This window comes from Millionella massiliensis (assembly GCF_900104655.1).
GTDB lineage: Bacteria > Bacteroidota > Bacteroidia > Bacteroidales > Rikenellaceae > Rikenella > Rikenella massiliensis.
Genome location: NZ_FNWD01000002.1, coordinates 2,080,562 through 2,106,361, shown reverse-complemented (window position 1 = coordinate 2,106,361; position 25,800 = coordinate 2,080,562). Strand labels below are relative to the sequence as shown.

Annotated in this window: 12 protein-coding genes; all 12 read left to right on the top strand. The window is 61.6% G+C overall.

The window, feature by feature from the left end; all coding sequences use genetic code 11:
• Positions 1–1,095 (top strand): efflux RND transporter periplasmic adaptor subunit, encoded by a 1,095-nt coding sequence (locus BQ5379_RS08125; protein ID WP_071134970.1) that lies wholly within the window; start codon positions 1–3, stop codon positions 1,093–1,095.
• Positions 1,096–1,107: 12 nt separating this feature from the next.
• Entirely contained in the window at positions 1,108–4,173 is a 3,066-nt protein-coding gene (locus BQ5379_RS08120; protein WP_071134969.1) for an efflux RND transporter permease subunit, read from the top strand.
• The gene (locus BQ5379_RS08115; RefSeq protein ID WP_071134968.1) at positions 4,170–7,463 is read left to right on the top strand and encodes an efflux RND transporter permease subunit; all 3,294 of its coding nucleotides are present in this window, start codon (positions 4,170–4,172) and stop codon (positions 7,461–7,463) included. Before BQ5379_RS08120 ends, BQ5379_RS08115 begins: the two co-directional genes overlap by 4 nt.
• Positions 7,464–8,070: 607 nt before the next feature.
• Positions 8,071–10,548 carry a hypothetical protein gene (locus BQ5379_RS08105; protein ID WP_071134966.1) on the top strand — a complete coding sequence of 826 codons (2,478 nt, stop codon included), beginning with the start codon at positions 8,071–8,073 and terminating at the stop codon, positions 10,546–10,548.
• Positions 10,549–10,615: 67 nt separating this feature from the next.
• A complete protein-coding gene (locus BQ5379_RS08100; RefSeq protein WP_071135595.1) occupies positions 10,616–12,202 on the top strand; it encodes a glycoside hydrolase family protein in 1,587 nt (528 codons plus the stop codon).
• 40 nt (positions 12,203–12,242) lie between these two features.
• Complete coding sequence (gene galA, locus BQ5379_RS08095) at positions 12,243–15,074, top strand: beta-galactosidase GalA (RefSeq protein WP_071134965.1); 2,832 nt, start codon at positions 12,243–12,245, stop codon at positions 15,072–15,074.
• Positions 15,075–15,099: 25 nt separating this feature from the next.
• Positions 15,100–16,806, top strand: coding sequence for a right-handed parallel beta-helix repeat-containing protein (locus BQ5379_RS08090; RefSeq protein ID WP_071134964.1), 1,707 nt, complete (start codon positions 15,100–15,102; stop codon positions 16,804–16,806).
• Positions 16,807–17,175: 369 nt separating this feature from the next.
• A complete protein-coding gene (locus BQ5379_RS08085) occupies positions 17,176–17,877 on the top strand; it encodes an NUDIX hydrolase (protein ID WP_071134963.1) in 702 nt (233 codons plus the stop codon).
• 7 nt (positions 17,878–17,884) lie between these two features.
• Positions 17,885–20,107: a glycoside hydrolase family 3 C-terminal domain-containing protein gene (locus BQ5379_RS08080; RefSeq protein WP_071134962.1), complete on the top strand. Its 2,223-nt coding sequence runs from the start codon at positions 17,885–17,887 to the stop codon at positions 20,105–20,107.
• 206 nt (positions 20,108–20,313) lie between these two features.
• Positions 20,314–22,200, top strand: coding sequence for a glycoside hydrolase family 97 protein (locus BQ5379_RS08075; RefSeq protein WP_071134961.1), 1,887 nt, complete (start codon positions 20,314–20,316; stop codon positions 22,198–22,200).
• Positions 22,201–22,355: 155 nt separating this feature from the next.
• Entirely contained in the window at positions 22,356–24,488 is a 2,133-nt protein-coding gene (locus BQ5379_RS11050) for a right-handed parallel beta-helix repeat-containing protein (RefSeq protein WP_083377659.1), read from the top strand.
• A gap of 4 nt (positions 24,489–24,492) precedes the next feature.
• Positions 24,493–25,704, top strand: a complete 1,212-nt coding sequence (locus BQ5379_RS08065) for a glycoside hydrolase family protein (RefSeq protein WP_071134960.1) — start codon at positions 24,493–24,495, stop codon at positions 25,702–25,704.
• Positions 25,705–25,800 lie beyond the last annotated feature (96 nt).

Below are 25,800 nucleotides of genomic sequence, written 5' to 3'. Positions count from 1 at the left end.
ATGAAGCAACTATCCCACTACGCATATCTCCTCATGGGCAGCCTGCTGCTGGGCTCCTGCTCCGGCGGCGAAGCGCAGCCCGGCGATGCCGACACCACTACGAACAAAAAGGCACAGGTCGAAATCTCCAACCCCGTCGATACGATCATCCTGCGCCGCGGCACCTTCCGTTCGCAACTCATCAGCAACGGCAAACTCCGCGCCCAGCAGAAGAGCGACCTCCAGTTCCCTGCCTCCGGCACCGTCACCTGGATCGTCGGCGGTAACGGCACCTCCGTGGACAGCGGCGACGTCATCGCCCGCCTCGACGACCGCGACGCCCGCCTCAAATACGAACAGGCCCAGCAAAGCATGAAAAAAGCCGACCTCGAGCTGCAGGATGCCCTGCTCGGCTTCGGGTACGACATCGCCGACACAGCCCGCGTGCCGCGTGAGACGCTGCGCATCGCCCGGCTCCGCTCCGGCTACGACGACGCCCTACTCAGCCTCGAAAGCGCCCGCATGGCCCTCGAAAACTGCACCCTGCGCGCCCCCTTCGCCGGCAAGATCGCCAACATGCAGACCAAAACCCACGAAAACCCCAAAGGCGACTTCTTCTGCTCGGTCATCAACGACCGCAGCTTCGACGTCGAATTCAACATCCTCGAAAGCGAGTTGGGCACCGTGAGCGTCGGACAGACTGTCGCCGTGGCCACCTTCATCGACCCCGCCAAACGCTACACCGGCCGCGTAACCAACATCAACCCCACCGTGGACGAGAAGGGACAGATCACCGTCACGGCCAACATCCCTAACCCCGGAGCCCTGATCGACGGCATGAACATCAAAGTCTACCTCGAAAGTTCCGTTCCCGGCAAACTCGTCGTCCCGAAAAGCGCCGTGCTCGTGCGCGACGACCGCGAAGTGCTCTTCCGCTACGATCCTCAGAACGGCAAGGCGATGTGGACCTACGTGCTGATCGAGATGTCGAACAGCGACTCCCACGCCGTGGTGGCCAACACCGACCGCGGCGCCGAACTCAACGAAGGCGACGCCGTGATCATCTCCGGCAACCTGAACCTGGCCGACGGCTCCGACGTCGAAATCAAACGCTAAACCCACAGGAGAATGATCCGCAAACTGATCGAACGCCCCATCGCCGCCACGATGTGTACGATCGCCGTGATCGTGCTCGGCATCGTGGCCTCCCGGATGCTGCCCATCTCCCTGATGCCCGAAGTCGACATCCCCCAGATCACCGTCCGGATCAACGCCCCCAACGTGTCGGCCCGCGAACTGCAAGCCTCCGTGATCGCCCCGCTGCGGTCGCAACTCATGCAGACCTCCCACCTGCACGAAATCACCGCACAGGCCAAAGACGGCTCCGGCATCATCTTCCTGCAGTTCGACTACGGCACCGACATCGACTACATCTTCATCGACGTCAACGAGCGCATCGACCGCGCCATGGGCTCGCTCCCCAAAGAGATCGAACGCCCCACCGTCGTGAAGGCCAGCGCCACCGACATCCCCGCCTTCTACCTGAACCTCACCCTGGCCGACAACGAAGCCAACCGCGCCCTCAGCGAACGCGCCCGCGAAAACCGGCTCATCGAGATGAGCAACTTCGCCGCCAGCGTCATCGCCAAACGGCTCGAACAGTTGCCCCAGGTGGCCTTTGTCGACCTCAGCGGCCGCCTCTACCCCGAACTGGCCATTCTGCCCGACATGGCCCGCCTCGAGGCACTCGGCATCGAACCCTCGCAGCTCCAGACCGCCATCGAAGCCAACCACATCAACATGGGCAACTTGACCGTCCGCGACGGCCAGTACCAGTACAACATCCGCTTCAACTCGACCCTCGACGGCCGCCGCGACATCGAACAGGTACCGCTGAACATCGAAGGACGCCTCTACCGCCTCAACGAACTCGCCGACGTGGTCGAACGCCCCCAGCAACGCCAGGGGACCGTCCTCTCGGACGACCGGGAAGCCATCTCGATGGCCGTCATCAAACAGTCCGACGCCCGCATGGGCGACCTCAAACGCGAAATCGGACGCCTGGTGGACAACCTCCGCAACGACTATCCCGAGATCGACTTCACCCTCACCCGCGACCAGACCCAGCTGCTCGACTACTCGATCGGCAACCTCGAAAGCAACCTGATCGTCGGTGCCATCCTCGCCTGCCTGGTCATCTTTCTCTTCATGCAGGACTTCCGGGCACCGCTGCTCATCACCCTCACCATACCCCTGTCGCTGCTCGTCTCGCTGCTCTTCTTCTTTATCCTCGGCATCTCGATCAACATCATCTCCCTCTCGGGTCTGATGCTCGGACTGGGGATGATGGTCGACAACTCCATCATCGTCATCGACAACATCTCCCAACGGTGGGACCGCGGACAGACCATGAAAGAGTCCGTCATCGCCGGGACCGGCGAAGTCTTCAGCGCCCTGCTCAGCTCCGTGCTCACCACCTGCTCGATCTTCATTCCGCTGATCTTCCTGAGCGGCATCGCCGGCGCCATGTTCTACGACCAGGCCATGGCCGTCAGCATCGGACTGGTTTCGTCGCTGATCGTGGCCATGACCATCATCCCCGTCTACTACCACCTCCTCTACCGCAACCAGACCCACCGCGGACGCAACCGCATCCTTCAGAAAATCGGCGTGCGCGACATGGCCGGAGCCTACGAACGGAGCCTGCTCTGGGTCTTCCGCCACCAACGCACCGTACTGGCACTCGTGATCGGCTTCACCGCCGCAGGAGTCTTCTTCTACTACGAGCTGGACAAAACCACCATGCCCCCCATCGACAAGGAGGACGTGATCCTGCACGTGGACTGGAACCAACCCATCACCAACGCCGAAAACACCCGCCGTTCGCGCCAGCTGATCGCCGCCCTGGGTCCCGCCGTGACCCACTCCACGCTGATGGCCGGCCAACAGCAGTTCGTTCTCTCGCACACCACCGAGACCTCCGGCAACGAAGCCCTCACGTATATCCGCGTCAGCCATCCCGACTCGCTGGCCCCCGTCGTGGACCGCGCCCAACGCTTCCTGCAGCGGAGCTATCCCGACGCCGCCTTCCGGACCGAAGAGGCCGGCAACATCTTCGAAATGATCTTTGCCGACAAGAACGCCATGCTCACGGCCCGCCTGCGCCCCACCACCGGCAGCGCCGAGCCCGACAAGCTCAACCCCCTGCTGAGCGCCCTGCGCGACAGCCTCCGCGGCACAGAGATCGAACCCGTCGTCTGGCAGGAGCACATCACCCTCTACGCCAACCAAGAGCTGATGTCACTCTACCGCGTCAGCTACAACACCCTCTACTCCGCCCTCAAGAGCGCCTTCAACCAGAACCAGATCATGGAGATCAACCAGGGCCAGTACTCACTGCCCGTCTCCCTCGGCACCGAAGAGCGCACCATCCGGCAGATACTCTCGACGCTGACCATCCTCTCCGACGACCAGGTCGAGATTCCGGTCGACCGGCTGCTCACCGAGAGCCCCGACCGCGACCTGCGCAACATCGTCTCGGGCGCCGAGGGCGAATACTACCCGCTGAACCTCGACATCGCCGACCGACAGGTCCCCACCACCATGGCCACCATCCGCAACGCCGTGGAACAGAACCCCGACTTCGAAGTCAGCTTCTCGGGCAGCTGGTTCGACAGCCGCGACACCCTCCGCCAACTGATCCTCGTGCTGAGCGTCTCGCTGCTGCTGCTCTACTTCATCCTCGCCTCGCAATTCGAGTCGCTCGTCCAGCCCCTCATCATCATGTCCGAAATCGTGGTCGACATTTCGGGCGCCCTGCTGATCCTGTGGCTGTGCGGCTCCGGCATCAACCTGATGTCGCTGATCGGTCTGGTAGTCATGAGCGGTATCGTCATCAACGACTCCATCCTCAAGGTCGATACCTTCAACCGGCTCCGCAAAGAGGGATACTCGCCCCTGCGCGCCGTGCTCACCGGCGGCGACCGACGCCTCAAACCCATCATCATGACCTCGCTGACCACCATCCTCGCCATCGTTCCGTTCCTCTTCTCCGGCGGCATGGGCAACGACCTGCAACGCCCCCTCTCGCTGGCCATCATCGGCGGGATGATCTTCGGTACGCTGGTCAGCGTCTACTTCATCCCGATCTTCTACTACCACATCTACCGCAAACGCCCCGGGAAAAATAGATGAGCCGCCCACTCCGACATACCTCCCCCTTCCGGATCATCCTGATCATGGTCACCCTGATGCTCATCGGCGCGGCCATGATCCCCATGCTCAATATCCAGTACTCGCCCAGCATCCGGCAGAAGGGGATCTCCGTCTACTTCGGGTGGAACGGCGCCTCGGCCCGCGTCGTGGAGCAGGAGGTCACCTCCAAAATCGAAGGTACGCTCGCCTCGCTCTCCGGCATCCAGGAGATGTACTCCTCGTCCTACAAGGACGGCGGCTCCGTGTCGCTCGCCTTCAAGCAAGACGCCAACATGGACGCCATCCGGTTCGAAATTTCATCCCGCCTGCGACAACTCTATCCCTCGCTGCCCGAAGGGGTCTCGTACCCCTCGCTCTCGACCGGCATGGACGGTGAAAGCGCCTCGCCCGTGCTCACCTACACCATCAACGCCGACCTGCCCACCTGGCAAATCGAACAATACACCCAGGAACATATCGCCGACCCGCTGTCGCGCATCGAAGGGGTCAATACGGTCTCCGTCGCCGGAGCCACTCCTTTCGAATGGATCGTCACCTTCGATCCCAACCGCTGCGCGCCGCTCGGCATCACCGGCGGCGACATCGTCTCGGCCTTCAACACCCTCGACCGCGAAAGCCCCATCGGTCTGGGACAGGTCCCCGGAACCGACACCTCCGATCTGCGACAGATCCGCATCCAGCTCAAGCAGTCGCCTCTGCCGCCCGAACAGTGGAACCAGCTCATCATCAAAAACATCGACGGACGAATCGTCCGCCTGGGCGACATCGCCACCATCCGGCACCGGCAGCAGCTCCCCAGCAGTTACTACCGCATCAACGGGCTGAACAACATCAACCTGACCATCTACGCCGAGCGCCACGTCAACACCCTCGTGCTGACCGACGCCCTCAAAGCCCGCATCGAACAGATCCGGAACGAACTCCCCGACGGATACTCGATCACCCTGGCCGACGACTCATCGGTTTACATCCGCGGCGAGCTCAGCAAGATCTACTGGCGCACCGGGCTCTCGATCCTGATCCTGCTGCTGTTCGTCTTCCTGACCAGCCGCAGTTGGCGCTACCTCTGGATGATCGTGCTCACGCTGGGATGCAACATACTGGTGGCCTTCATCTTCTACAACCTCTTCGGGCTGGAGATCCACCTCTACTCGCTGGCCGGAATCACCGTCTCGCTGGGGATGATTATCGACACCTCGATCATTATGATCGACCACTACGGACGCTTCGGCAACCGCCGCGTCTTTCTGGCCATCATGGGCGCCCTGCTCACCACCATCGGTGCACTGAGCATCGTGCTCTTCCTGCCCGAGGGACAGCGCGACAACCTGGTCGACTTCTGCGCCGTGATCGTCATCAACCTGGTGGTGTCGATGTTCATCTCCGTGCTCTTCATCCCCGCCCTGATCGACAAATTCCCCATCTACCACCGCGCCCGACAACGCCTCAAACGATTCCGCACCCGCCCCAAACGCCGCGTCGTACGTTTCACCCGCCTCTACGGCCGGTTCCTGCTGCGCAGCCGACGCCTGCGGTGGGTCTATATCGTGGTGGCCATTCTGGGCTTCGGACTCCCCGTCCAGCTGCTCCCGGCAAAGATCGAGCACCGCAACGACCCCAAACGCGACTCCACCCTTTGGGTTCGCGCCTACAACGCCACCATCGGCAGCGACTTCTACCAGCAAAAAGCCAAGGATTGGGTCGAAACGGCTCTGGGCGGCAGCCTCCGCCTTTTCGCCAAAGATGTCTACACCTCCGACTTCTACAACACCCCGGAACGCACCCAACTGATTATCCGCGCCTCGCTGCCCGAAGGGTGCACCGTCCACCAGCTCAACGAGACCATGCGCGACATGGAGAACTTCCTGAGCGGGTTCGACGAGATCGACATGTTCCGCACCAGCATCTCGAGCTACGACAACAGCCAGATCACCGTCACCTTCACGCCCGAAGCCGACAAAGCAGGCTTCGCCTACCGGCTCAAAGACCTGGCCACCATCAAAGCCCTCAGTCTGGGCGGCGCCGACTGGACGATCTATGGCGTGGGACAGGGCTTCAACAACAGCCTCAGTTCGGGCTGGAAACAGAACCAGATCTCCCTCTACGGCTACAACTACGAACAACTCTACCGCTATGCCGAAGAGCTGGTCGACTCGATCTCGACCAATCCGCGCGTCTCCGAACCCGAGATCATGGGCCGCATGAGCTACGGCGGCGGCGACAACCGGACCGAATTCTACCTCGACCTCAACTTCGACCGCTTTGCGCTCTACGAACTGAGCCCCGCCGAATATTACCAGACCCTCAGCCAGCAACTCTACCGCAACTCGTTGCCCGCGTTCTACCGCAACGGCCAGATCGAACGGGCCGTACTGGTATCGTCCGAAGCCGACCGCTTCGACGCCTGGCACATGAAGAACGACATTCTGACGGTCGGCTCACGCGATGTCAAGCTCTCCGAACTGGGAACCATGGCCAAACGCAAATCCGGCAACAACATCTACAAATACAACCAACAGTACTCACTGCTGGTCGCCTTCGACTTCGTCGGCTCCTACGAACTGGCCTCCCGTTTCACCGATCGCCAGATCAACCGGCTCAAGGAAGAGCTCCCCGTAGGTTACAGCGTGGTCAGCAACCGCAGCTGGGGCTGGTGGGGAGGCGAGGGAGGCAGTTCGCCCTACTGGCTGCTGGTACTCGTGATCCTGATCATCTACTTCATCTGCGCCGTACTGTTCGAATCACTGCGACAACCGTTGGTCATCATCTCGATGATTCCCATCTCGTTCATCGGCGTCTTCCTGACCTTCTATCTCTTCGAACTGAAGTTCGACCAGGGGGGCTTCGCCTCATTCGTGTTGCTCAGCGGACTGGTCGTCAACGCCGGCATCTACCTGATCAACGACTACAACATCTTCCGCCGCAAGGGTATCCGGGGCGGCATGACCACCTACCTGCGGGCCTACAACCGTAAAATCATTCCCATCATGCTCACGGTGCTCTCGACCGTACTGGGACTCGTGCCATTCGTGGTCATCAGCCGCGAGCCCTTCTGGTTCTCGTTCGCGGCAGGGGCCATGGGAGGCATGGTCTTCTCGATCATCGCCATCCTCTTCTACCTGCCCGTCTTCCTGCCGTTGAAAGAGCGTCACCGTCTGTCTCCGGCCGCCGGGGAAACAACCGTCGAAAACGAAGGCTCGCAACACTTGGAAGTGACCGACTCCGCCGGATCCGTATCCTGTCCTGACAAAAAAAACCTTGGTTGGTAGAACCCCCAACCGTCCGATTCCCCATCCGGCAACTCCGTCCGACCGGCCCTCCTCCGCCCCCTCTCCGATCAGGCAGCCACACTTTCTCCACCGTCATTGTACCGAAGACAGAATCCCTGCCTGCATTTTACCTGTGTTCAACCTCTTTCGGACCGAAAAACACAAAAAATGCTGTTACCCTCAGAATACCTTTCCACTGCGAATCGCCACCGGAAAAATTCAATCTCCATACAAACAATATTAAAACCAATATATTCTATCTTTTCAAAAGAATAGAAGCCGGTTATCAAATCTCCATAAAATACAATAAGGAGCTCCCTGCAAGTTCCCTTGACTGACCTTTTTCCTGTATTTTCAGGTCCAGCCGACAAATCCCATCCGATCCGTCCCGCTTGTAAAAACAGCCGATTCTTCCTATCTTGGCGATCGACTTTTTCCGAAGGAAAGGCTCAGTCGCTGTTTTGTTTACTACCCGCACAGGAAAGAGGCCCGACACTCCGATGTCATTCGGCAACACCCCGCTGCACAAAACCGCACAGGACACGACAGTCCCTCCCCCAGGAAAAACATATATGCACCCCATACATTTATTTATCTCCTACCGCACATGAACTTTCGTAAAACCCGCATCAGTTCCACACTGGGACTGTTTGCCCTGCTTGCCGCAGGATGCAGCTCCGCCCCGAGTGGCAGTCCGGAGCCCGCTTCGATCTCCGGAATCTACCCCAGTCTGGCCATGTACAACCAGGAGGGCGAATGTGGCACCGGAGCCATCGTCCCGTGGGGCGACCAGCTCTGGGTGGTCACCTACGGGCCCCACCTGCCCAACGGTTCGTCCGACAAGCTCTACACCATCACCCCCGATCTCCGACAGGTCCCCTTTGACAGCAGCATCGGCGGCACCCCCGCCAACCGCATGATCCACCGCGAGAGCGAACAACTGTTCATCGGCCCCTACGCCATCGACCGGGAAGGACACGTCCGCACCATTCCCTACACCACCATGCCCGGTCGTCACACCGGCAACGCCCGCCACATGACCGACCCCGCCAACAAGATCTACTACGGAACCATGGAAGAGGGGTTCTACGAAGTGGACGTACACACCCTCGCGGTCAAAGAGCTCTACCCCGACGGCAACGGCAAACCGCTGGTCACCGGTTCGGGCAACCCGTTGCTCCCCGGCGTGCATGGCAAAGGCCTCTATTCCGGGCAGGGCGTGATGGTCTTCGCCAATAACGGCGAGAACACGGAAGAAGCCATGCGCCGTTTCGACGTCGAAGCCGGCGTGCTGGCCGAATGGGACGGCACGGAGTGGAAAGTGATCCGCCGCAACCAGTTCACCGAAGTCACCGGCCCCGGTGGCATCTACGGAAACCCCAATCCCGCCACCGATCCGATCTGGACACTGGGCTGGGACCACAAATCGCTGCTGCTCGGCGTACGCGAACCACAAACGGGTTGGCACTTCTACCGCCTGCCCAAAGCCAGCCACAGCTACGACGGCGCCCACGGATGGAACACCGAATGGCCCCGCATCCGCAACGTGGGGAGCGACCGGGAACCCGAATACCTGATGACCATGCACGGCATGTTCTGGCACTTCCCCGGGACGTTCACCGTCGCCAACAGTGCCGGCATTCGGCCCCGTTCGGCCTATCTGAAGGTCATCGGCGACTTTGCCCGCTGGAAAGACCGGCTGGTCTTCGGATGCGACGACTCGGCCCAGAAAGAGTTCCTCAACAAACGTAAAATAAAAGGCGGCGTGGGCGGCTTCGGCCAGTCCAACTCGAACCTGTGGTTCACCGCCCTCGACACCCCGGACAACCTGGGTCCCGTCACCTCCGAAGGCGGCGTATGGGCCCACGAGCAGCTGCAGGGAGGCGTTCCCTCCGAACCGATGTTGTTTGCCGGCTGGAGCCGGCGCAGCTGCTGGATCGCCAACGAAGGCACCACCGCCGTCACCTTCACCATCGAGACCGATGCGGAAGGGAACGACCGCTGGCAGGAGCTGCAACGCGTTACAATCGCCCCCGGTGCATCGCAACACGTGGTCTTCGACGCCGGTGAGCGCGGTGAGTGGATCCGCCTGACCCCCGACCAGAGCACCATGGCCACCGCCACCTTCTGCTACAGCGAGCCGGAAGAACGCACCTCCGCGCCCGATCCCATTTTCGCCGGGCTGAGCCCCGCGGACGCTAACGCCACGACCGGCGGCCTGCTCTACGGTCTGGGCGACGACCGTCGTGCACTGGGCCTGCTGGCCACCACCTCGGAGGGGGACGCCACCTCGGAAACCGGCTACTACGAGATGGGCGAACAACTGACCCTCACCCGCAAGGAGGACCCGCAAACGGCCGACTATATCCGCACCCACTTTGCCATTCCGCAGGAGGTCATCACGATCGACAGCTCTTCGGTGCTGATTGTCGACGACCAAAACCGCAGATGGCGTCTTCCCCTCGGTGCCGACGCCTGCCGCTCGCTTACCCTTCAGGGCAAGTTGCGTCTGGGTCGCGAAGTAGCCACCGAACGCGACCTCTTCTCCTGCATGGGGACCTTCTACGAACTCCCGGCCGAGAATGCCGACGGCTTCGCCAAGATACGCCCCATCAGTTCCCACCCGTACCGGATCGAAGACTACGCCTCGTACCGCGGGATGCTGATTATGACCGGGATCGACCCCGCAGCGGGCAAGGAGAATCCCCACATTATCGTATCGGACGACGGGAAAGCCGCCGTATGGGCCGGAGCGATCGACGACCTCTGGAAGATGGGTAAACCGACCGGTCACGGCGGGCCCTGGTTCGACACGCCGGTCGAAGCCGGCATCCCTTCGGACCCCTACCTCATCGCCGACTACGACCACAAAGAGCTTCGCCTGGAGCACACCGCCTCCAGCCCGGTAGTCATTACCCTCGAAGCCGACCCCACCGGCAACGGCGACTGGGTGACCTATGCCACCTACACCGTCCGCCCCGGACAACCCCTCGTCCAACAACTGCCCGACACCTTCCAGGCCCGTTGGATCCGCTTCCGCAGCGACACCCCCACCCGCGCCACCGCATGGCTTGAATATCGATAAACACACTCCCTACCCCATAAATTCCCCATACGACACCGTGAAAAAATACACCCTACCGCTACTCGCCCTGCTGCTCTCCGCCGTAGCCGCACCGGCCACCGCCCAGATCACCGAACGGCCCCGCCCCGCCGAATGGGACAACCTCGTCTTTGGCGGCCGCTACATGGACCGCTTCCTGCCCATGCCCGACGGTAAACTCTCCGACCAGGTCTGGGGGGCCAGGAATGTCATTCCGCGCTACGTCGACAACGGCATCGAAGACCCCGACCTCTCGTTCTGGGGCGGCAACATCCTTCAGGACGAAGCCGGGAAATACCATCTGTTTGTCTGCGGCTGGCCCGAAAGCGCCCCCAAAGGCCACATGGAGTGGGGCAACTCCACCGTTTACCACGCCCAGTCCGACCAGCTCAGCGGCCCCTACACCATCCGCGACACCATCGGCAAGGGCCATAACCCCGAAGCCTTCCGACTGGACGACGGCCGCATCATCGTCTACGTCATCGACGGCTACTACATCGCCGATGGGCTGGAAGGCCCCTGGAGCTATCGCCACTTCGATTTCCAGCCCCGCGACCGCCGGATCATCGAAGGGCTCAGCAACCTCACCTTCGCGCGTCGTCAGGACGGATCGTACCTGATGGTCTGCCGTGGCGGGGGCGTATGGATCAGCCGCACCGGCGAATCGCCCTACCAGCAGATCACCGAACAGCGCATCTACCCGCCGGTCGAAGGCGAGTTCGAAGACCCGGTCATCTGGCGCGACTCGCTCCAGTACCACCTCATCGTGAACGACTGGCTAGGGCGCATCGCCTTCTACCAGCGGTCGAAAGACGGCCTGCACTGGGTGACCGAACCCGGCGAAGCCTACGTGCCCGGCATCTCGCGCCACCGCGACGGCCACGTCGAGGAGTGGTTCAAGTACGAACGCGCCAAGGTGTTCCAGGACCCCGAAGGACGCCCCATCCAGATGAACTTCGCCGTGATCGACACCATCAAGTGGGAAGACCTCGGCAATGATAACCACAGTTCGAAGAACATCTGCATCCCGCTGCAAAAAGACCTGCTGCTCGATGTGCTCAACCCCGACACGATCGACGCCTCGACCTCCGAAATCCGCGTCCGTATCCGTGCCGAAAAGGGGTTCAATCCGGCCAAGGAGCTTGACATTCCGTCGCTTCGCTTCGGAGCCTTCACCGAAGTCAACTTCGGCCGCGGCTGCCGCCCCCTGAAGTGGGAACGCTCGGGCAAAGACCTGATCGTCACCTTCGACGGCACCGGCAGCGGCATCACCCCCGACGAATTCGCCCCGAAACTGATCGGCCGCGACCGGAAAGGCGGTCTTGCCATCGGTTACGCCCGTCTTCCATACGTCGACTACACCCCGGCACTGCTCTCGGCCCGTCGTCCGCAGTACGACTCCACGGCCCGTCAATGGCGGGTCGAGGGGGGCAACTTCGGTCTCAAGGCTTCGGAACCCGCCACACTGCGCATCACCACCAACGGGGCGACCGTCGTCGAATGCGAGGTTCCCACCCTTCAGCCCTACGAGAACCGTACCCTCGCCATCCCCGGCGAAAACCCGCTCGAAGACCCCTCGCTGCTGAGCGTCAAGCTCTACCGGAACGGACGCGAAACAGCCGTCAACAAATTCTAACACCGATCAACAAAAACCCCAAAACCCTTACTCAACAGACATGAAAATCATCCGCATGCTGCTTGCCGTGCTCTTTGCCGGCACCCTCCAGTGGACCCATGCCCAACAGAGCGATTCGCCCCGCGAAGTGCTTTCGCTCGACAAAGGGTGGAGTTTCCACCTGGGCGACATTCCCTACCCCGTCATCAAAGGCCACAACGCCACCTATCGCAACGCCAAAGCCGGCTGTGTGAGCGGCGCCGCAGCCCCCGACTACGACGACTCCGACTGGCGGATCGTCGATCTGCCCCACGACTGGGCCATCGAAGGCACGGTCGATCCCGACGCCAACCTCTCACAGGGGTACTACAAACGCGGCATCGGATGGTACCGCCGCAAATTCAAGCTCGCCCCCGAAGACAAGGGCAAACACCTCGAGATCCAGCTCGACGGGATCGCCACCCACGCTACCATCTGGGTGAACGGTACCGTGCTGCACCGTAACTGGTGCGGCTACACCTCGATGTACATCGACATCACCCCCTACGCCACCTACGGCGATAACGTCAACACCATCGCCGTGCGCGTCGACGCTGACGCCCAGGAAGGGTGGTGGTACGAAGGAGCCGGCATCTACCGCCACACCTGGCTGGTCAAACGTTCGCCCCTGCACATCACCACGGACGGCGTCTATGCCAACCCGGTCAATAAGAGCGGCACCGAGTGGGAGATTCCCGTCGAAGTATCGCTCTACAACTCCGGCAAGGAGCAGGCCGACGGCAACGTCGAAGTGACCCTGCTCTCGCCCACGGGCGAAACCGTCGCCACGCAGCAGCAGCCCGTCAGCGTACTGGCCCTGCGCGAAGCGACCGCCCGGATGACCATTCCGGTCAGCGATCCGGCCCTCTGGTCGCCCGAGACGCCGCACCTCTACACCGTGCGCACCACCGTCAAAGCAGGCGGCAAGGTGACCGACGAACAGGTAACCCGCTGCGGGTTCCGCACCATCCGGTTCGACAGCAGCACCGGTTTCTGGCTGAACGGCAAGAACGTCAAGATCAAAGGGGTCTGCAACCACCAGGACCATGCCGGCGTAGGGGTGGCCGTTCCCGACGCCATGTGGGAGTTCCGCCTCCGCAAGCTGAAAGAGATGGGCGTCAACGCCTACCGCGCCGCCCACAACCCCACGGCCAAAGAGTTCATGGACGCCTGCGACAGCATGGGGATCATGGTACTCGACGAGAACCGTCTGTTCAACACCTCGCCCGAATACGTGCGCCAGCTGGAGTGGCTCGTGCGCCGCGACCGCAACCGTCCGAGCGTGATCCTGTGGTCGGTCTTCAACGAAGAGCCGATGCAGGGGACCGAAAACGGCTACGAGATGGTTCGCCGCATGTCGGACGTGGTCAAACGACTCGACACGACCCGCCCGGTGACCGCCGCCATGAACGGAGGCTTCTTCTCTGAACACAACGTATCGCAGGCCGTCGACGTGGGCGGCTTCAACTACCAGATCGGCAGCTACGATCCCTTCCACAAATCGAATCCCACCCTGCCGCTGACCAGTTCCGAAGACGGTTCGGCACTGATGGTACGCGGCGAATATGTGACCGACTACGACCGCCACATCCTCGGCTCGTACGACACCCACTGCACCGGCTGGGGCGCCACCCACCGCAGCGCCTGGAAAGCCGTGGCCGAACGTCCCTGGATGGCCGGCTGCTTCTACTGGACCGGCTTCGACTACCACGGCGAACCGACCCCCTTCGGCTGGCCTTCGGTCAGCTCGTTCTTCGGTATCATGGACCTGTGCGGTTTCCCCAAATCGGCCTACTACATCCACCAGGCCCAGTGGATCGACGACAAACCCATCCTGGAGCTGATCCCGCACTGGAACTGGCCCGAAGACTCGATCGGCCGCCCCATCCAGGTGATGGTCATGAGCAACGCCGACAAAGTCAAACTCCGCCTCAACGGCAAACTGATCTCCGAACAGACGGTCGACTCGTTCGAGATGAACACCTGGCAGGTACCCTACAAGCCGGGCCGTCTGGAGGCCATCGGATATAAGGACGGCAAGGAGGTATCGCGCGCCGTGGTCGAAACCACCGGAGAGGCCAAACGTCTGCGCCTCACTCCTTACCGCCCGACACTGGCCGGCAACGGCAAGGACGCCATGCCCGTGACGGTCGAAGTACTCGACGCCAAGGGACGCCCCATCCCGACCGCCAACCAAATGGTCGAATTCGCCCTTGAAGGTCCGGCCCGCATCATCGGTCTGGGCAACGGCGACCCCAACTGCCACGAACCCGAAAAGGGGAACCGCCGCAGTCTCTTCAACGGTCTGGCCCAGGTGATCCTGCAGAGCGACGAGACGGCCGGCACCGTGACCCTCACGGCCAGCGCCCCCGGCCTCGAACCCGCCACGCTGGAGTTCGAAGTGACCGAGACCCCGCTGCCCCCGTTCGTAGCCGAAGCCTACACCCCGCTGATGCTCAACAAATGGAACGTCTCGCCGCTGTCGGCCGACCGTCCCGACGTCAACCAGAAAGTGGCCGACAACGACATGAACAGTTGGGAACCGCTGGCCAACAACGAACCGGTGAAACTCGACCAGAACGGCTACATCATCCTGCGCACCACCTTCACCCCGCATCAGGTACACCGCCAGAAGGGTGGCGTCATCGAGTTCAAACAGCTGACCGGAGCGGCCGAAATCTGGCTGAACGGCACCCGCATCGCCACCAAGGAGAAGGCCGATGCCGCCGACCTGCGGGTCGACCTGCCCGAAGTCGAGGGGCCGTGTGAACTGCGCGTCCTGCTCAACGGCAGCGCCGGTTCGGCCGTGGGTCTGAACGGCAGCGTCTCGATCCTGACCAAAACCGAACTTTAACCCCCACATGCTCCATCCAACCGCTATGAAAAGAATCCTCTGTTCGCTGCTGGCCTGCTGTGCCGGAATCGGTCTGTCGGCCGCGCAACACGTGATCCGCGTCGCCCCCGAAACGGGCGACATGACCCGGAAGTTGCAGGCTGCCATCGAGCAGGCCCGCGACTACCGCGGCCAGGAGGTGGTCATCGAGCTTCAGAACGCCGACTACCACCTCTACCGCCAAAGCGCCACGGCCCGCACCTACTACTGTTCGAACACCACCTCCGAGACGGAGAATCCCGATCCGACCAAGCACATCGGTCTGTGGTTCAACGAACAGAAGAACATCACCGTCGAAGGGAACGGCGCCCGTCTGGTGACCCACGGCGAGCTGACCAGCTTCGTGATCGACCACAGTGAGAACATCCGTCTGCGCAACCTGACCGTCACCGCCGCCGACCCCACCGTTCCGGAACTGACCGTCACCGAAGTGGGCGAACACCACCTGACCGTCCGCATCCACCCGCAATCGCGCTACGAGATCGACAGCGAAGGCCGCTTCGCCTTCGTGGGCGACAGCTGGCGCCTCAGCCAGAGCATCGCCCAAACCTACGACCCCGAACAGGACATCACGTGGCGCAGCTGGTCGCCCCTCTCGGGACTGCGCAAAGCCATCGAACTGGAACCGGGCCTGCTCCGTTTCGTGTACGACTCCCGGCCCCAGGCCCGTGCCGGACAGGTGTTCCAGATGCGCGACGGCATCCGCGACGAGGTGTGCGGCCTGATCCAGTACAGCAAGAACGTGACCCTCGAACAGATCCGCTTTGCCTTCCTGGGCAACTTCAGCGTCCTCAGCCAGATGTCCGAAAACCTCACCTACCGTCACCTCTCGCTCGAACCGGAGCCCGGCAGCGGACGCACCAATGCCGGTTTTGCCGACTTCGTCCACATGTCGGGCTGCAAGGGTCGGATCGTGATCGAACACTGTCGCTTCAACGGCGCCCACGACGACCCGATCAACGTCCACGGCACCCACCTTGCCGTCCAGCAGTTCGTCGCCCCGAACCAGGTGCTGGTGCGCTACATGCACCCGCAAACGTACGGTTTCCAGTCGTTCCTGCCCGGCAACGAGATCGACTTTACCGATGCGCACTCGCTGCTGCCGGTGGCCAGCGCACGGGTCAAGGAGGCCGAGATGAAAAGCGAACGTGAGATTCTCATCACGCTGACCAAACCGGTACCCGACGAGATCCGCGAAAAAACGGAACTGGTGGTCGAAAACACGACCTACACCCCGGAAGTCATCATCCGCGACAACTACTTCGGACGCGTCCCGACGCGCGGCGTGCTGATCTCGACCCGCCGCAAGGTGCTGATCGAGAACAACACCTTCTTCCGTACCCAGATGAGTGGCATCCTGATCGCCGACGACGCCCGCAGCTGGTTCGAATCGGGAATGGTCCGCGATGTGACCATCCGCGGCAACCAGTTTATCGAATGCAGCACGCCGGTCATCTTCATCGCACCCGAGAACGACCGTAACGAAGGCTTCGTACACCGCAACATCCGCATCGAAAACAACCGCTTCGTACTGCGCGGTGCCGACGCCATCTCGGCCAAATCGGTCGACGGCCTGCAGATCCGGAACAACCTGTTCACCTCGCCGCAGAGCGTCACTCAGGAGCAGTTGATCCACACCAACGAATGCAACGACGTGACCATCGAAGACAACATCATCGAAACCCGTCACTGATTCCTCGGAATCATCCCCTAAGCTGAGACAGCCCCCAGGTCCAAGAGAAAGGATTCCTGGGGGCTGTCGCATTTCCGCCGGCTTCGTGGGAGTCACACTTTTTGTCCTCATGACAGTTCCGAGGCCCCGTTTTCAAGTAATCCGATCGGGCAAAAAGCATGAATTTCACATTATTCACATATCATAAAAAATACAATAAGAAAAACTGCATAGTCTCTGAAAATCAGCGCGGAGTCCGATAAATCACTCGCCGAATTTATGGTACGACAAACAATATGGCCCAGATTCAATCATCTGTTACTGAATATTTTACCACATAAATTATTATATTTGTACAAACCCAAACCAAACCTTATTCCGGAACCACCCATGGAATACATGCACACCCATGTCTCGATCGACTGTGTGATCTTCGGCTTTGACGGCAAAGAGCTGAACATTCTCCTGATCGAGAAAGAAGGGACCAAAGATCTGAAACTGCCGGGCAGTCTGATCCACCAGACCGAAGACACCGACAGCGCCGCCCAACGCGTACTCTACGAACTGACCGGCATCCGCCGCATGAGCCTCAAGCAATTCAAGTGCTTCAGCTCGCCCGAACGAACCACCGACCCGAGCGACGTCGGATGGCTCGAAAAGACCTACGGCCACCCCGTCGGCCGACTCATCACCATCGCCTACCTCTCGCTGTGCAAGATCAACCGCACCCTGAGCGCCGCCGCCCGCAGCCGCTCAGCCCGCTGGTGCCCGATCAGCGAGGTGCCGCAACTGCCCTTCGACCACAACCGAATCGTCGAAGAGACCCTGCGTGAGATCCGCCAGTGGATCGAAAGCGAACCCGCCATGCTGTTCGAACTCCTCCCCACCAAGTTCACCCTCTCGGAACTGCGCGGCCTCTACGAAGCCATCTACCGCAAACAGTTCGACATCCGCAACTTCTGCAAAAAAGTGGCCCGCATGCCTTACGTCGTGCGCCTCAACGAGAAACAGACCGACGTGGCCCACCGTGCCGCCTTCTTCTACAAATTCGACCGGATCGCTTACAACAAGACCCGCCAAACCATAGATTAACCCAACCATGAAAGCTATCCTCTACACCCTGGCCGGTGCCGCCCTGCTGACCCTCCACGCATCGGGAGCCGGCGACGCCCGCCTGACCGTCGACCCGCGCGTCGACTCCCTGATCGCCCGGATGACCCTCTCGGAGAAAGTTTCCCAAATGATGCACACCAGCCCGGCCATCCCGCGACTCGGGATACCGGCCTATAACTGGTGGAACGAATGTCTGCACGGCGTCGGCCGCTCGGGCGACAAAGTGACCGTCTTCCCGCAAGCCATCGGGATGGCCGCCACGTTCGACCCCGCCGCCCTGCAAACGACCGCCGAAGCCATCTCCGACGAAGCCCGCGGCATCTACAACGCCACCCTCGGTACCCCCGATCAGGGCAAACAATACAAAGGTCTGACCTTCTGGACGCCGAACATCAACATCTTCCGTGATCCCCGCTGGGGTCGCGGCCAGGAGACCTACGGCGAAGACCCCTACCTGACTGCACTGATGGGTAACGCCATGGTACGCGGTCTGCAGGGCGACGACCCCAACTACCTCAAGACCTCGGCCTGCGCCAAACACTACGCCGTACACAGCGGCCCCGAACCCGACCGTCACTCCTTCGACGCCCGGGTCACCACCTACGATCTGTGGGACACCTACCTACCCGCCTTCCGCAGCCTTGTACGCGAAGGGGGAGTCTCGGGCGTGATGTGCGCCTACAACCGCTACGAAGGACAACCCTGCTGCGGCAGTGACAAACTGATGCGCCAGATCCTGGCCTACGAATGGGACTTCCAGGGTTACGTCACCTCCGACTGCGGGGGCATCAACGACTTCCACCGGTTCCACAAAACCCATCCCGATGCAGCCTCCTCGTCCGCCGATGCCGTGATGCACGGAACCGACCTCGAATGCGGCAGCGACTACGCCTCGCTGATGGAGGCCGTCAAACGCGGTCTGATCACCGAAGAACAGATCGACCTCTCGCTGCGCCGTCTCTTCATGATCCGCTTCCGTCTGGGCCAGTTCGAGCCCCACGGCAGCGTGCCCTACGACACCATCAGCTACTCGGTCGTCTCCTCGCCCGCCCACAAGGCCCAGGCCCTCGAAATGACCCGCAAGTCGATGGTGCTGCTCAAGAACAACGGCCAACTGCCGTGGAAAGCCGGACGCATCAAGACCGTTGCCCTGATCGGCCCCAACGCCGACAACCCCACCACACAACTGGGTAACTACAACGGTTTCCCGGTCGAAAACGTCACCCTCAAGATGGCCCTCGAACGCGAACCGGGTCTGGAAGTGATCTACTACCCCGCCACCCAGATCACCTCGGCACTGGCCGACGGCCCCAGCGTTGACGAAGTGATCAAAGCCATCGCCAAGGCCGACGCCATCATCTTCGCCGGCGGTATCTCACCCCTGCTCGAAGGGGAAGCCGGTGACGCCGGAAACGACGACATCAAAGGATTCCTCGGCGGCGACCGCAGCCAGATCGAACTGCCCGCCATCCAAACCGAATGGATGAAGAAACTCAAAGCCACCGGCAAACCGCTCGTCTTCGTCAACATGTCCGGCAGCGCCGTAGCCTTCCCGTGGGAAGCCGCCAACGCCGACGCCATCATTCAAGCCTGGTATGGCGGTCAGGAGACCGGTAACGCCGTTGCCGACATCCTGTTCGGCCGCTACAACCCGGCCGGCCGTCTGCCCGTGACCTTCTACAACTCGACCGCCGACCTGCCCGACTTCCGCGACTACAGCATGCAGAACCGTACGTACCGCTACTTCGACGGCGAAGTGCTCTACCCCTTCGGCTACGGTCTGAGCTACAACACCTACACCTACTCCGCGCTGCAGGTACCCGAGACCGCCGCAACGGGCGATTCGATCCGCGTGAGCGTCGAAGTGCGCAACCGCGGCCGCATGGCCGGTGACGAAGTGGTACAGATCTACGTATCGCGTCGCGGTTCCGTGGGCGGCGTCACCCCGCTCTGCTCGCTGGCCGGCGTACAACGCATCCACTTCGAGCCCGGCGAAAGCAAGACCGTCACCTTCACCCTCGCCCCCGAACAGCTCGGATATACCAGCGACCAGGGTCAGACCCTCGTTCCCGAAGGCCGCGTACAGATCTGGGCCGCAGGACGCATGCCCAAAGCCGACAAACGCTTCGGTGACAACACCGTAGCCGGCGAAACGACCCTGACCGGCGAAACGGTAGTCTTCAGTCAGGCCGGCATCCGCCAGAACTAACCGGGATACCCGGCCTGGTCTGCCCCGACTCGCTCCGTCAGCGAGACGCCAGACCAACCGGCAACATCCCTATCCTACCCCAAAACCCGGCGACACCCTTCCTCAGAGGGTATCGCCGGGTACATCGTATCGGGGAGATGCGACTCGAGCCGCACGCTGCGGGCAGCATTTCCATCCCCCACCCGCCACCACTAACTCCAAACGCCATGTTTAACCGTCTCTTTCTCCTGATCATCGTCGGAATCACCGCGAGTCTATCCGCCCACGCCGTCGAGTTGGGACAGATCGTCTCGCCGAACGGCCGACTGACCTTCACCCTACAGGCTGCCGACACCACCGACAAAGGGTCGCCGCTGACCTACACCATTGCGTTCGACGGACAGACCCTCGTCGAACCCTCGATTCTGAACCTCCGCCTCGAAGACCGCAACGGCACCGGCTCGTGGAACGCCATTCCCAACATTGGGAAGATCGAACTTTCCGAAACCACCACCCACGACACCACCTGGCGCCCCGTCTACGGCGAACAGTCCGAGTATCGTGACCACTACAACCAGTTCTACGTCAACTTTCCCGGCTCGAACATCCGGCTCTGTGTCCGGGCCTACGACGAAGGGATTGCCTTCCGTTACGAATTTCCGCACGAAGACCTGATTCTGAAGATCGGCGACGAGTTGACCGAATTCAACTTTCCGGACAGCACGCGCGGATGGATCAACTCCCACCCGCAGGCACTCTGCCAACGCCGCACGCTCGAAAAGCTGCAAACCGAGATGCCGCTGACCGTCGAACTGCCCGACGGCCGATACGCTGCCGTACTCGATGCCGCACTGGTGAACTACGCCCGCACCCGTCTGCGTGCCGGCGAACAAGCCGGCAAACTGCGCCTCGCGATGGACTCGCCCGTAGCCACCGGCACCCCGATGCACTCACCGTGGCGGGTGGTGATGGCCGCCGACCGTCCCACCGAACTGCTCCAGAACAACGGTCTGATTCTGAACCTCAACGAGCCCTGCGCACTAGCTTCGACCGACTGGATTCACCCCGGAAAGGTGATCCGCGAGACCACACTCAACACCAAAACCGCCCTTGAATGTGTCGATTTTGCCGCCGAGCGCGGTATCGACTACATCCACTTTGACGCCGGCTGGTACGGCCACGAATACATCCAGGCCGCCGACGCCACGACCGTCGATGTCGACCCCGACCGCAACCCGGTCAACGACCTGAACCTCATCGAGGTGATCCGCTACGCCAAGAGCAAGAACGTCCGCGTGATGCTCTACGTCAACCGCCGCCAACTCGAAAAGAATCTGGACGTTCTGCTACCCCTCTACCAGCATTGGGGCGTTGCGGGCATCAAGTTCGGATTCGTCAATACCGGCACCCACCACTGGGTCGAATGGGTCAACGAAGCCGTCCGCAAGGCAGCCCGATACGGCATGGTGGTCGATATTCATGACGAATACCGTCCCACCGGTCTGAGCCGCACGTGGCCCAACCTGCTGACCCAGGAGGGAATCCGCGGCAACGAAGAGATGCCCGATGCCGACCACAACACCGCCCTGCCTTTCACCCGCTACCTGAGCGGCGCCGGCGACTACACCTACTGCTACTACACCCGCAAGGAGTTCGGCCACGAAAAACGCCACGTGCAGAACACTCCGGCCCATCAGCTGGCCCTGCCGGTGGTCTACTACAGCCCGCTGCAGTTCATCTACTGGTACGACCGTCCGTCAAACTACGGCGGAGAGCCCGAACTCGAATTCTGGAAAGCAATGCCGACCGTATGGGACCAAACCGTCGTTCTCGACGGTCAGATCGGCGGCTATGCCAGCGTGGCTCGTCGCAGCGGCGGGGAGTGGTTCGTCGGTACCATCACCAACAAAGAGGGACGCACGCTGACCCTCGCCCTCGACTTCCTCGAAAAGGGGCGCAAATACCGCCTCACCCGCTATGCCGACGGCCCGGAATCGCTTCCGACCCGCACGAAAGTCTCCGTCGAAACGCAGACCGTCCGCGCCGGCGACAAAATAACCGCCGACCTCAAGCCCTCGGGAGGCGAAGCCTGGCACATCGTCCCCATCGACTAAACGACCGTCCTCCCCGGCCACTCGCCGGGCACAGTCTCTTCCTTCGGGAACAGTTGTTTCGCCGCCGCACACATAGCCCTGCCACGGCAGCAAGCCGTTTCCACCTCCACAAACCAGAAACATAACCAAACCACTAAACCCATAAACTCTATTCCATGCGAATGAACCGACTCTTCATCGTGTCGCTGCTCGGTCTGGCGCTGAGTGCCCAGGCCCGTCAGCAGACCCTGGTCGTCTCGCCCGGCGGCAGCGACCGCGGCGACGGCACCCTGCGCAAACCGTTCCAAACCGTCGAACGCGCCCTCTCGGAAGCCGCCACACTCAAAGGCGACACCATCCACATCCGTCTGCGCGGCGGTACGTACGCCCTCAGCAAAACCGTCGACGTTTCGAACGCCAGCCAGATCATTATCTCGCCCTGGAACGGCGAAGCGGTCACCTTCACCGGCGGCGCTCCCGTCCCGGCCAAACAACTCCGCAAAGTCTCCGACCCGGCCGTACGCGACCGTCTCCGCCCCGAAGTGCGCGACCTGGTGCGCGAAATCGACACCCGCGCCCTGGGAATCGAACTGACCGACCTGATGCCCAAAGGATTCGGCCGACCGTCGATGCCCGGCTGGAGCGAACTCTTCATCGACGGCAAACCGATGACCATCGCCCGCTGGCCCAACGACAGCATGGTCTTGATCGGTAAAGTCCATGAAGCCGGCAGCGGCGAACACCGCAAGGAGGGAAATCTGCCCGTCTTCGAATACAACGAAGACCGTCCCTCGCAGTGGAAATCGGCCAAAGGGATGTGGATCGGCGGCTACTTCGCCCACGGCTACGCCAACGACATCATCGGTGTAGACCACATCGACACCACTCAACACACGATCCACGTCGCCCACCACACCGTCTACGGCTTCATGACCGGTGCTCCGTGGCGCCGCTGGTTCGCGCTGAACCTGCTCGAAGAGATCGACCTCCCCGGCGAATACGTACTTGACCAGCCGGCCGGCAAGATCTACTTCCTGCCTCCGACGGGTTCCGATCTGGACGACGTCTACATCTCGACGCTCGAAACGCCCATGTTCATGTTCGCAGGCTGCCGCAACGTCACCCTGCGCGGCGTAACGCTCGAATACTCGCGCGGTATGGGTGTCTACATCGAAGAGTCCGACGGCGTGCGGATCGACAGCTGCGTGATCCGCAACCTCGGTTACATCGGTGTGAGCCTCGGCCGCGGCGACTCGGGTTCAGTCGAAGCTACCACCGTGCCGACCAATACTCCGGAGGGGGTTCCGGCCATTATCGGATCGCTCCAGGACCGCACCTACAACGACGTACTCTTCAACCGTCACGCCGGTACGAATAACGGCATCAGCAACAGCTATATCTATCAGCTCGGCGCCGGCGGTGTGAGCCTCGGCGGCGGCGACCGCGCCACGCTGACCCCGGCCGGAAACTACGTCGAGAACTGCCGCATCCACGACTTCAACCGCATCGAAAAGTCATACCGACCCGGCATCTGGATCGACGGCGTGGGCAACCGCATCTCGAACGTCGAAATCTTCAACGCCCCCAGCATGGCCATCCTGCTCCACGGCAACGACCACGTGGTCGAATACTGCGATATCTACGACGTCTGCCGCGAAGTCGACGACCAGGGAGCCTTCTACTACGGCCGCGACCCGGCCGAACAGGGCAACCGCGTACAGTACTGCTACTTCCATGACTTCTCGTCGGCCCACCGCGTCTCGGCCACCTACCACGACGACGGAGCCTGCGGCATGGAGGTTTTCGGCTGCGTCTACTTCCGTTCGGGCACCATTCCCGTGCTGATCGGCGGCGGCCACGACATCGTCTACCGCAACAACATCTTCATCGACATGCCGATGGCCATCCACATCGACAACCGTATGGAAGGCTGGGGCCGCGGGATGCTCGATCCGGACGGCATTGTCGACCAGCGTTTGAAAGCCGTCCGTTACAACGAGCCGCCCTACGCCACGGCATACCCCAAACTGGCCCACTACTGGGAAGGAACCCCGCGCGTACCTCGCGGCAACGTCTTTGCCGGTAACCTCTTCTACAAGATCGGCCGTCTGCTGAACGGATCGCCCTCGTGGGCCGACTGGAGCAACAACTGGATGACCAATCAGGACCCCGGTTTTGCCGATCCCGAAAACCCGCTGGCCGGTTTTGTGCCCGACGCTGCGATCTACCGCATGATCGACCGCTTCAGCCCGATCCCCTTCGAACGGATCGGATGCAAACTGCCCGACATCCAGACCATCGAACAGTAGCACCATGCGTCGTCTGTTAATTATCCTGGCCCTGTGTGCCGCCGGAGGAGGTCCGGCGGCCGCACAGGCCTATCGTGTCGAAGCCGAACCGGTCGAACTGACCGTCAGCCGCGAAGCCGACCGTGCCGATGCCACCGGCCCCTCCGTGTTCCGTCTCGACGACCACTTCGTGTGGGGCGCCTCCGCCATTCAGGGCGAAGACGGGCGCTACTACATCGTCTACAGCGCTCCGCGCACCGGAACCTACACGTTCGATCCGGCGTGGGTGCTGGGCTCGGAGATGGGTGTTGCCGTATCGGACCGTCCGGACGGCTCGTTCCGCGATCTGGGCATCTTCCTCAACGCCGACGGTTTCCGTACCGACAGCTCGGCCTGGGATGCGCAGAGCGTTATGAACCCCCACCTGCGGCGATTCGGTGACAAATACTACCTCTACTACGTCGGCGGTGTCGACCGTCCCGGACTTCCCATCCGGTCGGCCGACGGAACGCTCCCGCTGCGCGATCGCGTCCAGCAGTCGCTACGGATCGGCGTACTGGTGTTCGACTCCTTTGCCGACCTGCTCGCCGGACGCTACGAACGGTCGGACGTGCCGCTGCTCACGCCGCGCACCCGTGTCAAACCCGACCGCATCGTCGATCCCTCGCCAGAAGGCACCCAACCCCTGCCGGACAACATCATCGTGGTGAACCCCTCCGTGGTGCGCCGACCGAGCGACGGCAAGTACCTGCTCTACTTCAAGGGCAACATGTACGACCCCACCTGGCGCGGCGTGCACGGCGTTGCTCTGAGCGACTCGCCGACCGGTCCGTTCGTTCCGCTCGACCGCGAGGTCTTCACCGTCAAATCGGCCGACGGCCGCAAAAGTTCGGCCGAAGACCCTTATGTCTGGTACTGCGAGCGCGACACGGCCTTCTACGCCATTTTCAAGGACTTTACCGGCGCCTTCACGCAGGGCGAACCCTGCCTGGCCGTCATGCGGTCTGACGACGGCATCGACTGGGAGCTGCCCGACACTTCGCTCTTTATGAAGAAGCAGTTGGTGCTGCCCTCGGGCAACACCCTGCAGGTCAACCGTCTGGAACGTCCCCAGCTGCTCACCGATGCACAGGGAGTTCCGCTGGTTCTCTACTGCGCCTGCGCCATCACTCCCGTAGACAAACGCAAGGACGGCGGCTCATTCAACGTCCAGATTCGATTGAAAGCGAGGAAATAATCCTCGGGCCGCGTCTTACGGTTGCCGTATAGAATCGGGGCGGTACTCATCCTTAACTCGGATGAATACCGCCCCGATTATTTTCAGAGGATTCAG

Coding starts and splice junctions, on each gene's coding strand:
- BQ5379_RS08125 (WP_071134970.1), top strand. CDS start 1: ATGAAGCAACTATCCCACTACGCATATCTCCTCATGGGCAGCCTGCTG.
- BQ5379_RS08120 (WP_071134969.1), top strand. CDS start 1,108: ATGATCCGCAAACTGATCGAACGCCCCATCGCCGCCACGATGTGTACG.
- BQ5379_RS08115 (WP_071134968.1), top strand. CDS start 4,170: ATGAGCCGCCCACTCCGACATACCTCCCCCTTCCGGATCATCCTGATC.
- BQ5379_RS08105 (WP_071134966.1), top strand. CDS start 8,071: ATGAACTTTCGTAAAACCCGCATCAGTTCCACACTGGGACTGTTTGCC.
- galA (WP_071134965.1), top strand. CDS start 12,243: ATGAAAATCATCCGCATGCTGCTTGCCGTGCTCTTTGCCGGCACCCTC.
- BQ5379_RS08090 (WP_071134964.1), top strand. CDS start 15,100: ATGAAAAGAATCCTCTGTTCGCTGCTGGCCTGCTGTGCCGGAATCGGT.
- BQ5379_RS08085 (WP_071134963.1), top strand. CDS start 17,176: ATGGAATACATGCACACCCATGTCTCGATCGACTGTGTGATCTTCGGC.
- BQ5379_RS08080 (WP_071134962.1), top strand. CDS start 17,885: ATGAAAGCTATCCTCTACACCCTGGCCGGTGCCGCCCTGCTGACCCTC.
- BQ5379_RS08075 (WP_071134961.1), top strand. CDS start 20,314: ATGTTTAACCGTCTCTTTCTCCTGATCATCGTCGGAATCACCGCGAGT.
- BQ5379_RS11050 (WP_083377659.1), top strand. CDS start 22,356: ATGCGAATGAACCGACTCTTCATCGTGTCGCTGCTCGGTCTGGCGCTG.
- BQ5379_RS08065 (WP_071134960.1), top strand. CDS start 24,493: ATGCGTCGTCTGTTAATTATCCTGGCCCTGTGTGCCGCCGGAGGAGGT.